Genomic DNA, 15128 nt, shown 5'->3' with positions numbered 1-15128 from the left:
ATCTGTACCAGGGGATTTCCCTTAGAGCTTCACCGATTTCTTGGCGGGTTTACTCTCATTCTGCAAACGGTTCAGGGCTGTCACTACATAATAATACTTCGTGCGTCCATCCGTATATGGGAGTTTATAGAAGGTGTTCGACGTGATTGTCACAATCTTTGAAGGATCCTCAACATTCACCTTCTCACCCTTTGCAAAACGATAGACCACATATTTCGTGGCTTCGTCATTCCATTTCTTACTCTTTGGAGCAGTCCAGAACAGGATATAGCCATCGCTGGTCCATACGGGCTTCACCTTACGGGGCTTCCCTGGCTTTACTTTATCAATAAACGACATCTCAGGCTGCAAGGCAGGATGACGCCAGTAGTTCTGACGCAGCATCGTACCATAGTTGCCCGTATTATCCACAGCAGCCTTGGCATACCAGAGCACGGTACCCTTCACATTCTGCATCTGCTGGGTCAGACGATGCTTGGCCGCCTGCTGATGCTGGTTGGGATTCTGCAGGTCCTTGTTCTTCACCGTACGCTCGATATCCTCACCGATAAACAATGGACGGGCGCCAGCGTACTGGTTCCACCAACGGATCAGCGTCTCGTAATCGGCAGCCTTATTGCCAATCTCCCAGTAAATCTGAGGCACACAATAGTCAAGCCAGCCATTATTCACCCACATCAGCACATCAGCATACAAGTCATCATAGTTCTGCAAGCCGTTGGTATTACTGCCGATAGCAGCATTCTTCTTGTTACGGTAGATACCAAAAGGAGAGATACCCACCTTTACCCAAGGCTTCACGGCATGTACCGTCTCATAGAACTGCTTGATAAACAGGTCTACGTTATACCTGCGCCAGTCGCCACGATCCTTGATGCCATTACTATGAAGACGATACTGCGCATCATCAGGAATAATCTGTCCTGCTGCAGGATAAGGATAGAAATAGTCATCCATATGAATACCATCCACATCGTAACGGGCCACGATATCCTTGGCCACCTCACAGATATAGTCACGGTTCTCAGGAATACCAGGATTCAATATCTTCAGTCCGTCGTAGTCAAAACATCTCTCAGGATGCTGAATAGCCACATGAGTGGTAGCCAGTGCCGTTGTACCCTTTGTCTTCGCACGATAAGGATTGATCCACGCATGCAGCTCCATGCCACGCTGATGACACTGTTCAATCATCCACTGCAAGGGATCCCAATAAGGTGATGGTGCCTTACCCTGCTGACCTGTCAGGAAACGGCTCCAGGGTTCGATACTGCTCTGATAGAGTGCATCACACTCCGGACGCACCTGGAAGATAATCGCATTGACGCCATCCTTCTGGAGCTCATCCAACTGATACGTCAGGGTCTGCTGCATCTTCTGCGTTCCCATGCCCTGGAACTGTCCGTTCACGCACTGGATCCAAGCACCACGAAACTCACGTTTTTTCTGGGCACTTACATTGATGGCCAAGAAAGCCAATAGAAAGACAAGTAGTTTTTTCATTCGAATAGTTTGGTTTTGCGGCGACGTGCCTCGTCGAGCGAGAGCAGTTGCTGCTGTTCTTGAATATATTGTTCGCGCAGGTGCGCATAAGTTCTGTTCAGTTCCTCGTTATACCCCTCTGCATCCGCCATCAGTCGCTGAGCCACCAGGGGATTCTGTGAGGCATCCTTCAGCCATACCACCGGACCGCCATATACCGGCGCAATCTTCAGTGCCACATGCAGTTCGCTGGTCGTAGCACCACCAATCATGATGGGTATATCCAGTCCGGCCTTCTTCAGTTCGCTGGCCACATTGACCATCTCTTCCAGACTGGGCGTGATCAATCCCGAGAGACCAATCATATCCACATGTTCCTCCTTGGCACGGGCCACTATCTGGTCGGCAGGCACCATCACGCCAAGGTCAATCACCTCGTAACCATTACAAGCCATGATAACCCCCACGATATTCTTACCAATATCATGAACGTCGCCCTTGACGGTAGCCAAAAGCACCTTCCTCTGATTCCCGGTTGTTCCCGTCCCTTCCGTTTTTCCAGAGTCAATAAACGGCTGCAGGATCTCCACCGCACGCTTCATCGTACGAGCCGTCTTCACCACCTGCGGCAGGAACATCTTTCCTTCTCCGAAGCGGCGTCCCACCTCGTTCATGCCAGCCATCAAAGGCCCCTCAATGATATCGACGGCACGCGGATACTTCGCCAATGCCTCCTTCAGGTCATCATCCAGATGTTCGCCGTTGCCCTTGATAAGTGCCTCCTGAAGACGCTCTTCGAGGTTCAGGCTAGCACTAGTTGAACTTGTCTGACTAGTTTCACTAGTATTCCCCGTCTCCCCCGTCAGCTCCATCAGTTGCTCCGCCGACTCCGGATGCCTGTTCAGCACCACATCCTCTATCAATGTCAGGTGATCTTGCGGGATGTCATCGTAAGTCACCTTGGCCGAAGGGTTTACGATACCAAAGTCCATACCGACCTGTATGGCATGATACAAGAACACGGCATGCATGGACTCACGTAGGTAGTTGTTGCCACGGAACGAGAACGACAGGTTGCTGACGCCGCCGCTGACATGCGCTCCAGGCAGATTCTGATGAATCCACTCCGTAGCACGGATAAAATCCAGCGCATAGGCATTATGCTCCTCCATACCCGTAGCAATAGCCAGCACGTTGGGGTCGAAGATGATATCCTGAGGCAGGAAACCCACCTTGTCAACCAACAGTCGGTAGGCCCTTTCTGCTATTTCAATCCTGCGCTCATACGAGGTAGCCTGTCCCTGTTCGTCGAAGCACATCACCACCACGGCAGCACCCATGCTCTTCACGTCGCGTGCATGACTCAGGAACACCTCCTCACCCTCTTTCAGGGAGATGGAGTTCACGATGCTCTTGCCCTGCACACACTTCAGGCCAGCCATAATCACATCCCACTTACTGGAGTCAATCATCACAGGCACACGGGCAATATCAGGCTCAGAAGCTATCAGGTTCAGGAAATGCACCATCTCTGCCTTCGCATCCAGCAGTCCGTCATCCATATTGACATCGATGACCATGGCACCATCCTCCACCTGTTTGCGTGCTATCTGCAAAGCCTCCTCGTAGCTCTTCTCCTTAATCAGTCGCAAGAACTTACGGGAACCGGCCACGTTACAGCGTTCGCCCACATTGACGAACGTAGCCTCGCCGGTATTCAGGAGTTCCAGGCCCGACAGCCATAGAGACGTCGGTTTCTCCACAGGCTGATGGGGCTCCTTACCCACCACCAACGGTGCATATTTCTCAATGAAGGCAGGTGTGGTACCACAGCAGCCACCCACGATATTTACGAGTTTCTCATCGATAAACTCGGCAATCTGCGGGGCCATCGTCTCCGGCGTCTCGTCATAGAGGCCCAGCGAGTTGGGCAAGCCGGCATTCGGATGACAACTAATATAATAAGGTGCACGACGACTCAGTTCCTTGAGATAAGGCTTCATCTGACGCGCACCAAACGAACAGTTCAGGCCAATACTGAAAATAGGATATGACGACACACTCGCCAGGAAAGCATCCAAGGTCTGTCCACTCAGCGTTCGTCCGGCAGCGTCACTGATCGTCACACTCACCATGATGGGAATGTCACGACCGTCAATGACCCTCACGGCCGCATCGATGGCAGCCTTGGCATTGAGCGTGTCAAAAACCGTCTCAATCAGGATGACATCCGCACCACCGTCTACCAGTCCGCCAATCTGCTCCATATAGGCCTCCAGAGCCTGGTCGTAAGTCAGCTCACGATAGGCCGGGTTCGACACGTCGGGCGACATCGAACAAGTCTTGTTCATAGGTCCTACAGAACCTGCAACAAAGCGGGGTTTTCCTGGTGTGGAATACTTCTCTGCCGCCTTCTTGGCGAGTCGTGCACTGGTTTCATTTATTTCTCTAACAAAATCGCATAACCCGTAGTCACTCTGTGAGATACGTTGTGCATTGAAAGTGTTGGTTGAAATAATGTCGGCACCAGCTTTCAGATACCTTTCATAGATATCACCAATCACGTCAGGACGCGTCAGATTCAGGATATCATTGTTACCCTTAATCAGTCCTAGCAGATCCTGAAAACGGTCTCCACGGAAGTCTTTTTCATCAAGTCCATACTCCTGAATGACAGAGCCCATGGCTCCGTCGAGAATCAGGATGCGTTTAGTTATTTCCTGTTGTATCATTTGTAAACCTTCATGGCGCGATCCATCTCGCGGCGGTCTTCTTTTTCCTTCAGCGTCTGACGCTTATCAAAAGCCTTTTTACCTTTACAAAGAGCGAGGTCCATCTTAGCCCTGCCGTTCTCGTCGATAAACACGAGTGTTGGTACGATGGTGTATCCAGTCTGTTTCGTAGCACTCTCCAGTCGGGCTATCTCACGCCTGGTCAGCAGCAACTTACGGTCACGCTTCTGTTCGTGATTATTATAAGAACCATAGAAATAAGGACTTATCGACATGCCCTTCACCCACATCTCACCATGGATGATGGTGCAATAAGTATCCACGAGACTTGCCTTACCAGCCCTGATCGACTTGATTTCGGTACCGGTAAGCACAATGCCCGCCGTAAATTCCTCAATGAAGAAATACTCGAATGAGGCCTTGCGGTTCTTTATCTGTACAGGACTCTTCTTACGGAGTTCCTCTTGTTGTTTATTCATTCTACTACAGCAAATTTCTCTATATTCCTGTCCACATAGTGGGCAATCTCATCCGTCCATCGCTCTTCGTTCTCGATGAACATATCGTCATAATCATCAAACTGCGGATGCTGTTCAAACAGCGCCATGAACTCCTCATCGGTACACTCAGCCTCCAGGGCCTCGCGATGCTCCAGCCACAACGTGTGCACTTCATACAGCATCTTCGACAGGTCGCGCATGCCCCACATCTTATTCAGCGCCTTGGCGAAGGGGTTCTTGAAGATAAAAGGACCGTAACCGTTATGGATCAGTTGCACGAAGCCGCCATCCATCACTTCCTGGTGAAGGGTGTCCCAACAGAGCAGCGTCACCTGGTCAGCATTCAACTCCTGCAGACTCTCCGCAGTAGGCTCTCCTCCCACGGCCTCTCTCAGTGCATCAATAAAGACTTGCAGGAAGGCATCCATGCCCTCCATTGCTGCTTTACTTAAATCCGCGTCTTTTACAATAATCTGTTTCATAGAGTGCAAAGGTACGTCTTTTTTTTCAAATACGTATGAAAATCTGTAAAAAAAGGACTTGTCAACAAAAAATCACGCCAATATGTTTGGTGGTTCAGAAAATATATTGTAACTTTACACCCAAATTTCGAAACAATAACTAAAAGTTTAATTTTTTAATTCAACAAAACGATGAAAGCATTCAAGGCTTCACTATTCGGATTTGGTGCACTCATGGCTCTCACGATGATGTCGTGTGACCCCAAAACAGCACCTGTAGAGTTAACAGCATCGGGCCTTAACCCTGCTAAGTTTGACACTGTTGTCAATGGCGACACCGTGCGTCTTTACACCCTCAAGGGCGACAAGGGCATGGAGGTATGCATCACCAACTATGGTGCTCGTATCGTGTCTATGATGGTACCCGACAAGAACGACTCGCTCGTTGACGTAGTACTTGGCTTCGACAACATTGCCCAGTACATGGAGAAGACCACCGACTACGGTTCAAGCGTTGGCCGCTATGCCAACCGCATCAACATGGGTCGTTTCGTCCTCAATGGCGACACCATCCAGCTGAAGCAGAACGACAAGCACGACGGACGTGACCACTGTCTGCATGGCGGCGGTGATACGGGTTGGATGAACCAGATCTACAAGGCCGAGCAGATTGACGACCAGACATTGAAGCTGACCATCGTTGCTGAGGACGGCGAGAACGGATTCCCCGGCACCGTAACGGCAACTACCACTTATAAGATTGTCAATGGCAACACCCTCGACATCACTTGGGAGGCTACCACCGACAAACCCACCATCATCAATCAGACCAACCACAACTACTACAACCTCTCTGGTGACTTCGAGGAGCCTGCAGGTGGTTTGAACCAGTGGTTGAGCGTGAATGCCGACTCGTTCACCGTGGCCGACGACTCTTACATGCCTACAGGTGAGATTCGTGCCGTAGAGGGTACCACGATGGACCTCCGCACCGAACATGCTATCATCGACGGTCTGGATCGTGAGTACGACCAGGTGGCTAATGCCAATGGCGGTTACGACCACAACTGGTGTCTGAACACCAAGGGTGATGACACAAAGGTTGCAGCCACGCTCTACAGTCCTAAGACCGGCATCTTCATGGAGATGTTCACCAACGAGCCAGGCGTACAGGTTTACACTGGCAACTTCCAGGGCATCCAGGGCGAGGAGAACGTGGTTCGCAAGCATGGCAAGCACTATCCTCAGTACATCTCTGTATGCTTGGAGAGCCAGAAGTACCCCGACAGCCCCAACCATCCTGAATGGCCCAGTCCCGTGCTGAACCCCGGCGAGAAGTACTACAGCCACGCTGCCTATAAGTTCTCTGTGAAATAATAGAACTAACAATACATATTAATAACAAAAAAAATTAAAACACATTCAACAAATGGATAAGATTATTCAGGCGTTAAGCAACAATGGCTTCGCATGGCAGGACTACATGGTCTTCGTCATCTACATCATCATCCTTGTTGGTATGGGACTGTTCCTGTCACGTACCAAGAAAGGCGAAGAGAAATCATCAACCGACTACTTCCTGGCAGGTAACACCCTGACATGGTGGGCTGTCGGTGCATCACTGATTGCAGCAAATATCTCTGCAGAACAGTTCATCGGTATGTCGGGTTCTGCCTTTGCATCTGGTATCGCTCCCGCTGCCTACGAGCTGATGGCTGCTGCCACACTGCTCGTTGTGGGTAAGTACCTGCTCCCACTGATGATTGAGAAGAAGATTTTCACCATTCCTCAGTTCCTGCGCGAGCGCTACAACTGGGGTGTAGGCTTTGCCTTCTCCCTGCTGTGGCTGTTCCTCTATGTATTCGTTAACCTCACATCAGTAGCATGGCTCGGTGCACTGGCTATCCAGCAGATCCTGGGCTTGCCTACCGACATGACCATCATGGTAGCAGGCATGGAGATCGACCAGGTTCGTATGGTCATCATCCTGTCTCTGTTTATCATTGCCGGTGTATACTCTATCTACGGTGGTCTGGCTTCTGTGGCATGGACCGACGTGATGCAGGTGACCTTCCTCGTTGGTGGTGGTCTGATTACTGCCTATGCTGCCCTCTCATTCATCGGTGGCGAGATGGGTATCGGTGGTGCCTGGGACACACTGGTACATATCAAGGACTATCTGGCACAGGATCCTGCAGATACGCACTTCAACCTGGTGGTGACGCGTAATGCCGAGGCTTATCCTGTGGTTCAGGACGACCCCTTCTTCACCAATCCTGGTATCGTGCTGATCTTCGGTGCCCTGTGGCTCACCAACCTGGGTTACTGGGGTTTCAACCAGTACATCATCCAGAAGGGTCTGGCTGCCAAGTCACTCGACGAGGCTAAGAAGGGTATGGTATTCGCTGCCTTCCTGAAGATTTTGATTCCCTTCATCGTATGTATCCCCGGTGTATGTGCATTCTATATCATGAACGCTCCTGAGTGTGCCGACCTGCGTGCTACGCTGGCTGGTTCTATCGGCCGTTCAGACGATGCATATCCCTTCCTGATCCGTAACTTCACACCTACGGTTGTCAAGGGTCTGTCATTCGCAGCTCTTGCCGCAGCCGTTATCTCTTCACTGGCTTCAATGTTCAACTCTACCTCTACCCTCTTCACGATGGATATCTACAAGCAGTTCATCAACAAGACTGCCTCTGAGAAGAAGTTGGTTACCGTTGGACGTCTCACCTCTGTATGCGCTCTGATCATCGCCCTGATTGCCGTATATCCCCTGATGGGTGGTATCGACCAGGCCTTCCAGTTCATCCAGGAGTATTCAGCCTTCGTATATCCTGGTGTAGTAGTTATCTTCGGCTTGGGTCTGTTGTGGAAGCGTGCCAGCGGTACAGCTGCCGTTGTCTGCGCCATCGGAACCTTCGCCTTCTCTATCATCTACAAGTTTGCCTTCCCCGACATGCCGTTCCTCGTACGTTCAGGTGTTGTGTTCATCACACTGGTTATCCTCTTCGTATGGATTTCACTGAAGAGCAAGAAGTCTGTACCTGCTGACGAACTCGACGAGCACACCGTCAAGACCCAGCTGTTCTGGAGCCATGTCATGTTTATCGTTGCAGCCATCTCACTGGCTCTCTGCATCGGTGGTTTCTTCAACGAGACTATGCACATGCTGGGCTTCGAGGGTGCCATGATCTTCTTTGCAGCCATCACTGCAACCATCGGTATCTACCTCCGTTCAAATGCTTTGGACAAGGTACAGGATCCAAAACTTGTAGCTATCGACCTCAAGATCTTCCAGACCGACCGCACTTTCAACATCGGTGCATTCGGTGTGATCATTATCTTAACCATTCTTTACATTGCCCTGTGGTAATCAGAAACTAGCTATGACCTATTATAAAGAATATTCGAAAGTCTGGGTGTCGGTCGACGTCATCATCTTCGGTTTCGACGAGAAGAAGCTGAAGGTGCTCGTTGGCCGTCGCCAGATGGATCCCGGACGCGGAGAATGGAGCCTCTACGGAGGCTTCGTCTCTGCCGACGAGAGCATCGACGAAGCTGCTAAGCGCACCCTTCGCGATCTCACAGGCCTCGACAACCTGTACATGCGTCAGGTAGGCGCCTTTGGTAGTATAGATCGCGACCCCGGAGAACGTGTGATATCTATCGCGTACTACGCCTTGATTAACGTGAAGGACTACGACGAGAAGGTGCGCAAGGAGCACGGTGTGGAATGGATTGACATCAATAGCATCCCCACCCTCTATTCCGACCACAACCTGATGGTGGACCAGGCTCTGCGCATCATGCGTCAGAAGATCAAGACGGCACCTATCAGCTTCCGTCTACTGCCTCAGCTGTTCACCCTCACGCAGTTGCAAACCCTTTATGAAGCTGTGGTTGGCGAGGAAGTCGACAAGCGCAACTTCCGCAAGCGTATCAAGGAAATGGACTTCATCGAGAAGACCAATCTGATTGATAAGAAATCATCGAAACGTGGTGCCGCCTTATACCGCTTTAATAATAAGGCGTTCAACGAAGACTCTAATTTTAAATTATAATCACTATGTTAGAAGAACTGAAACAGAAAGTATTCAAGGCCAATCTGGACCTGGTGAAGCAGGGCCTCGTTATCTTTACCTGGGGCAATGTCTCTGGTATCGACCGCGAGAAAGGTCTCGTTGTCATCAAACCCAGTGGCGTGAGCTACGACGAGATGAAGGCAGAGGATATGGTTGTTGTCGACCTCGAGAGCGGCAAGGTTGTTGAAGGCGACCTCAACCCCTCAAGCGACACCCCTACCCACCTTGTTCTCTATAAGGCATTCCCCAACATCCAGGGCGTGGTTCACACCCACTCTACCTATGCCACAGCCTTCGCTCAGGCAGGTAAGGACATCCCCAATATCGGCACCACCCATGCCGACTATTTCTACAAGGATATCCCCTGCACCCGCGATATGACCGAGGCCGAGGTGAAGGGGCAGTACGAGTTGGAGACCGGTAATGTCATCGTAGACGAGATCCTGAACATCCGTAAGATTAATCCCGACCACACACCTGCTGTGCTCGTGAAGAACCACGGTCCGTTCTCATGGGGTACTTCTCCCGACAATGCCGTTTACAACGCCAAGGTGATGGAGCAGTGCGCCAAGATGGCTTTCGTAGCCCTCAGCGTGAATCCCAACCTCACCATGAACCCTCTGTTGGTTGAGAAGCACTATATGCGTAAACACGGTCCCAATGCCTACTATGGTCAGAAGGGACAGAAACACTAATTATAACTAACATCAATACTAAGAAATGAAAGCATTTGAAAATTTAGAAATTTGGTGGGTCACAGGTGCTCAGCTTCTCTACGGAGGCGATGCCGTTGTAGCTGTTGACGGCCACTCAAAGGAGATGGTAGACGGTCTGAACAAGAGCGGCAATATCCCCGTGAAGATTGTGTATAAAGGCACAGCCAACAGTTCTAAGGAGGTGGAGCAGATCATGCTCGCTGCCAATAACGACGCCAAGTGCGTAGGTATCATCACATGGATGCACACCTTCTCTCCCGCCAAGATGTGGATCAAGGGTCTGCAGCAGCTGCAGAAGCCCCTGTGCCACTTCCACACACAGTATAACGCCGAGATACCCTGGAGCGAGATCGACATGGACTTCATGAACCTCAACCAGAGTGCTCACGGCGACATCGAGTTCGGACATATCTGCACTCGCATGCGTGTAGCCCGCAAGGTGGTTTGCGGTTACTGGAAGGATGAGAAGGCCCAGAAGCAGATTGCCGTATGGGCTCGCGTAGCAGCTGGTGTTGCTGATGCTCACAACGTACGCTGTCTGATGTTCGGTATGAACATGAACAATGTGGCCGTGACCGATGGCGACCGCGTAGAGTTCGAGCAGCGCCTGGGCTACCATGTGGACTACTACCCCGTATCATCTCTGATGGAGTACTTCAAGCAAGTTACCGACAAGGAGGCCGACGAGCTTGTTGAGGAGTATAAGAAACTCTACACCATCAAGATCGACGAGAGCGGTGAACAGGTTTACTGGGAGAAGGTGAAGAATGCTGCCAAGGCCGAGATTGCCCTGCGCCGCGTACTGAAGGACGAGGGCGCTACAGCCTTCACCACCAACTTCGACGACCTGGGTGATGCCAATATCGACGATCCCAACTTCTGCGGCTTCGACCAGATTCCCGGTCTGGCTTCACAGCGCCTGATGGCCGAGGGTATCGGTTTTGGTGCCGAGGGCGACTGGAAGACAGCCTGCCTCTATCGCACCCTTTACATCATCCAGCAGGGCATGCCTACCGGCTGCTCATTCCTGGAGGACTACACCCTCAACTTCGCCGGCGACAAGAGCTCATGCCTGCAGAGCCACATGCTCGAGGTTTGTCCTCTCATCGCTACCGACAAGCCCAAGCTCGAGGTTCACTTCCTCGGCATCGGTATCCGCAAGCAGCAGACTGCCCGTCTGGTGTTCACCTCAAAGACCGGTGCAGGTATCAAGGCCACCGTTGTAGACCTTGGCAACCGCTTCCGCCTGATTTCTCAGGAGGTAGAGTGCATCGAGCCCAAGCCCATGCCTAAGCTCCCCGTGGCTTCTGCCCTATGGATTCCCCAGCCCAGCTTCGAGGTTGGCGCTGCCGCATGGATCCTGGCTGGTGGTACTCACCACAGTGCTTTCTCTTACGATATCAACGAGGAGTACTGGGAAGACTTCGCCGAGATGCTTGGCATTGAGTATGTGAAAATCAATAAGCAGACAAATATTGCCGACTTCAAGCAGACCCTCCGCAACAACGAGGTTTACTACATGCTGAACAAAGCACTCCGTTAATCTGATTACCCTATCAATAGAGCCTTCACCTGCGCTGCAACTCCCTCGTTGCCAGGCCGCCATGGTGAAGGCTCTTTTTTTTGTGGTCTATTGTGATGTTAAAAATTGCATAAACATGTAGAAAAGTCGCAGATTATATGTAATTTTGTAGTCTCATTGATTGATGAGTTTTTTTAGAGACTAAACGAAAAAGACTATATACAAATGAAAAAGACAATGAAGAAATGGATGCGTACTGCCATGATGGTGGCAGTAATGGCAGGCTCGTCGGTACAAGCCAGTGCGAGTCAGGCGTTTACGCCCCTATGGTTGCGAGATGTGATGGTGAGCCCCGACGGACAGCAGGTGCTGTTCTGCTATAAGGGCGACATCTACAAAGTATCTACAAAAGGTGGCACAGCCGTGCAACTCACCACACACGACAGTTATGAATGCTCGCCCGTATGGAGTGCCGATGGCAAGCAGATAGCCTTTGCCAGCGACCGTCACGGCAATCTCGACATCTTCACCATGTCTGCCGATGGCGGTTCGGCCACCCGTCTCACCTACAACAGTGTGGCCGAGGTGCCCCAGGCTTTCTCGCCCGACGGCAAGTGGGTGCTCTTTGGAGCAGCCATTCAGGACCCTGCAGCGAGTGTGATGTTCCCCGACAACACCCTGCCCGAATTATATAAGGTACCCGCGAAGGGCGGTCGCACCCTCCAGGTGCTGGGCACCCCTGCTGAGATGCTCAGTTTCGCTGCCGATGGCAAGAGCTTCTATTACCAGGACCGTAAGGGCTACGAGGACGAGTGGCGCAAACACCACACCTCTTCTATTACACGCGATGTGTGGTTCTACGATGCCAAGAGCGGTCAGCACACCAATATCACGGCCCATGCCGGTGAAGACCGCAACCCCGTGGCCAGTGCCGATGGCAAGACGCTCTATTTTCTCAGCGAGCGCAATGGTGGCAGCATGAATGTGTATGCCCTGAATACTGGTGCAAATAACGGTCAGCAGCCCGTTGCCGTCACTACTTTCAAGACCCATCCCGTGCGTTTCCTCAGTGCAGCCCGCAATGGATTGCTGTGCTATACCTATAATGGTGAGATCTATACGCAGAAGAACGGCTCACAGCCTCAGAAGCTCAGCATCACGCTGACACGCGACGACGAACCCGTTATCTCCGACCTCACCTTCACCAGTGGTGCGCGCCAGGCTGTGGTGAGCCGTGATGGTAAGCAGGTGGCCTTTATAGCCCGTGGCGAGGTATTTGTAACTAGCACCGAATATGCCACCACACGCCGCATCTCGCAGACAGCAGGAGCCGAGGCCGATGTGGACTTTGCCCCCGATGGACGCACCATCGCCTATGCATCCGAGCGCAATGGCAACTGGCAACTCTATACGGCCAGCATCGTGCGCAAGGAAGACCTCAACTTTGCCAATGCCACGCTGATTAAAGAAGAGAGCGTGTTCCCCGAACTGCCAGCCCTGCAACTCAATGGTAAGCTCGACTTCTCGCAAGTAGAGCGCCAGTATCCTAAGTATAGCCCCGACGGCACAAAACTGGCATTCATCGAGGACCGCATCAAACTGAAGGTGGTCGACCTGAAAACCAAGAAGGTGACGCAGGTCACCGATGGCAGCAAGTGGTACCGCCAAGATGGAGGATTCGACTTCGAATGGAGCCCCGACGGCAAGTGGTTCGTGCTGAGCTATATAGCCAACAAGCGCGACCCCTATACCGACCAGGGCATTGTGAGTGCCGAGGGTGGCGAGATCCACCCCATCACGCAGAGCGGCTATATGAGTGGTCGACCCCGTTGGGTGATGGATGGCAAGGCTATCATGTTCGAAAGCGAGCGCTACGGCATGCGCAGCCACGCCTCGTGGGGCAGTCAGGAGGACGTGTTCCTGGCGTTCCTCACACAGGATGCCTACGACCGTTATCGCCTGTCGCCCGAGGACTATGCGCTGCTCAAGGAGCTGGAGAAGGCTAAGCCCGAGAAGAAGGCCGATGCCGACAAGAAAGTTGATAAGAAAAGTAAGAACAAGAAGGACGACAAGAAGGCTGATGCCGACTCTGTGAAGACGCTCAAGATTGAGTTCGAGGGCATCGAAGACCGCATCGTGCGCCTCACGCCCAACAGCAGTCGCCTGGGCGATGCCATCGTGAGCAAAGATGGCGAGAGCCTATACTATTTCTCGGCTTTTGAGGGCGCACCAGACCTTTGGAAGATGGACCTGAGAAAGCACGAGACAAAACTGCTGAGCAAAGGTGGCAGCGGAGAGCTGCAGATGGATAAGGACGGCAACCTCTATTCTTTGGGCAGCAGCATGAAGAAGATTGAGAAGGGCGACAAGATGACGACTATTGCCTACGATGCGCAGATGAAACTCGACCTCGCTGCCGAGCGCGAGTATCTGTTGCGCCATGTGGCCAAGCAAATCAACAAGAAGATTTTCCGCACCGACTATAATGGCTGCGACTGGGACCTCATGGTGAAAAACTATGCACGCTTCTTGCCACATATTGCTAACAACTACGACTTTGCCGAGCTGCTCAGCGAGTTGCTTGGCGAACTGAATGTGAGTCATACAGGTGGCCGTTTCCGCCCTGCTGCCAATGGCGACGCCACAGCCCAGTTGGGTCTGCTCTACGACCTCACCGAGGCTACCGACGGTCTGAAGATTACGGCCATTCTCGAAGGTGGTCCCTTCAGCAAGGCCAGCAGCAAGGTGAAGGTGGGCGATGTCGTCACGGCCATCAACGGACAGCCTCTGACCAAGGATACCGATCTGGCCCAACTGCTCAACCTCTGTCGTGGCAAGAAGACGCTCGTGAGTCTCAAGGGCAATGCCGGCACCTGGGACGAGGTAGTACTGCCTATCAGCCAGTCTGAACAGTCTGCCCTACTCTACAAGCGCTGGATCAAGAGTCGTGCTGCCGAGGTAGAGCGCCTGTCAAACGGTCGCCTGGGCTATGTGCATATCGAGGGTATGGACGATGCCAGCTTCCGTGATGTCTATTCCGACATTCTGGGCAAGTACAACCTCAAGGAGGGTATCGTCATCGACACCCGTCATAATGGTGGTGGCCGTCTGCACGAGGACATCGAAATCCTGTTCTCTGGTCATAAGTACTTCACGCAGGTTATCAGAGGTCGTGAGGTGTGCGACATGCCCAGCCGTCGCTATAATCACCCTAGCATCATGCTTCAGGCCGAGGGCAACTACAGTAATGCCCATGGCACACCTTGGGTATATAGTCATCAGAAGATTGGCAAACTGGTGGGTGCGCCCGTGCCAGGCACTATGAGTTCGGTCAACTGGGAGACCATGCAAGACCCCACGCTCATTTTCGGTGTGCCTGTAATTGGCTATCAGCTGCCCGACGGCACCTATCTGGAGAACACCCAGTTGGAGCCCGACGTGCCCGTGCTCAACAAGCCCGAGACCGTTGTCAAGGGTGTTGACCTGCAGTTGGAAGCCGCTGTGCGCGAGTTGCTCAAACAACTGTAATCGAGCCATTCATACTCGACGGCATTCCTCACATAAAAATGCTGTGGCATGAATAAAAAAAATAGGGCTGCTACCAACCGGGTAACAGCCCTATTTTTTTAT

General features: G+C 52.0%; 10 protein-coding genes. 6 read left to right on the top strand and 4 right to left on the bottom strand.

From position 1 onward, the window contains the following. Positions 1–21 precede the first annotated feature (21 nt). Genes L6466_RS06450 through L6466_RS06435 form a run of 4 tightly spaced genes read right to left on the bottom strand, consistent with a single transcriptional unit; the run spans position 22 to position 5196 of the window. Complete coding sequence (locus tag L6466_RS06450) at positions 22–1503, bottom strand: glycoside hydrolase family 10-like protein (RefSeq protein ID WP_091818284.1); 1482 nt, start codon at positions 1501–1503, stop codon at positions 22–24. Then, entirely contained in the window at positions 1500–4214 is a 2715-nt protein-coding gene (metH, locus tag L6466_RS06445; RefSeq protein ID WP_237792861.1) for a methionine synthase, read from the bottom strand. Before metH ends, L6466_RS06450 begins: the two co-directional genes overlap by 4 nt. Next, entirely contained in the window at positions 4211–4693 is a 483-nt protein-coding gene (gene smpB / locus L6466_RS06440; protein ID WP_091818288.1) for an SsrA-binding protein SmpB, read from the bottom strand. The genes metH and smpB overlap by 4 nt, the downstream gene beginning before the upstream one ends. Further along, on the bottom strand, positions 4690–5196 hold the full coding sequence (locus L6466_RS06435; RefSeq protein WP_091818290.1) for a DMP19 family protein: 507 nt from the start codon (positions 5194–5196) through the stop codon (positions 4690–4692). The genes smpB and L6466_RS06435 overlap by 4 nt, the downstream gene beginning before the upstream one ends. 171 nt (positions 5197–5367) lie before the next feature. On the opposite strand from L6466_RS06435, the gene L6466_RS06430 reads away from it, so the two are divergent. The 6 genes from L6466_RS06430 (at position 5368) to L6466_RS06405 (ending at position 15026) form a co-directional block, all read left to right on the top strand. Beyond that, positions 5368–6552 (top strand): aldose epimerase family protein, encoded by a 1185-nt coding sequence (locus tag L6466_RS06430; RefSeq protein ID WP_091818292.1) that lies wholly within the window; start codon positions 5368–5370, stop codon positions 6550–6552. Positions 6553–6604: 52 nt separating this feature from the next. Then, entirely contained in the window at positions 6605–8551 is a 1947-nt protein-coding gene (locus L6466_RS06425) for a sodium:solute symporter family transporter (protein WP_091818294.1), read from the top strand. 13 nt (positions 8552–8564) lie between these two features. Continuing rightward, positions 8565–9239 (top strand): NUDIX hydrolase, encoded by a 675-nt coding sequence (locus L6466_RS06420; RefSeq protein ID WP_091818297.1) that lies wholly within the window; start codon positions 8565–8567, stop codon positions 9237–9239. A gap of 5 nt (positions 9240–9244) precedes the next feature. Continuing rightward, a complete protein-coding gene (locus L6466_RS06415) occupies positions 9245–9955 on the top strand; it encodes an L-ribulose-5-phosphate 4-epimerase (RefSeq protein ID WP_091818298.1) in 711 nt (236 codons plus the stop codon). A gap of 25 nt (positions 9956–9980) precedes the next feature. Continuing rightward, positions 9981–11519, top strand: a complete 1539-nt coding sequence (gene araA, locus L6466_RS06410; protein WP_237803419.1) for an L-arabinose isomerase — start codon at positions 9981–9983, stop codon at positions 11517–11519. A gap of 216 nt (positions 11520–11735) precedes the next feature. Continuing rightward, entirely contained in the window at positions 11736–15026 is a 3291-nt protein-coding gene (locus L6466_RS06405) for a S41 family peptidase (RefSeq protein WP_237803557.1), read from the top strand. The last annotated feature ends 102 nt before the right edge of the window (positions 15027–15128 follow it).

This window comes from Prevotella communis, assembly GCF_022024175.1.
Taxonomy (GTDB): Bacteria; Bacteroidota; Bacteroidia; order Bacteroidales; family Bacteroidaceae; genus Prevotella; species Prevotella communis.
This window is presented reverse-complemented; position numbering and strand designations above follow the sequence as displayed.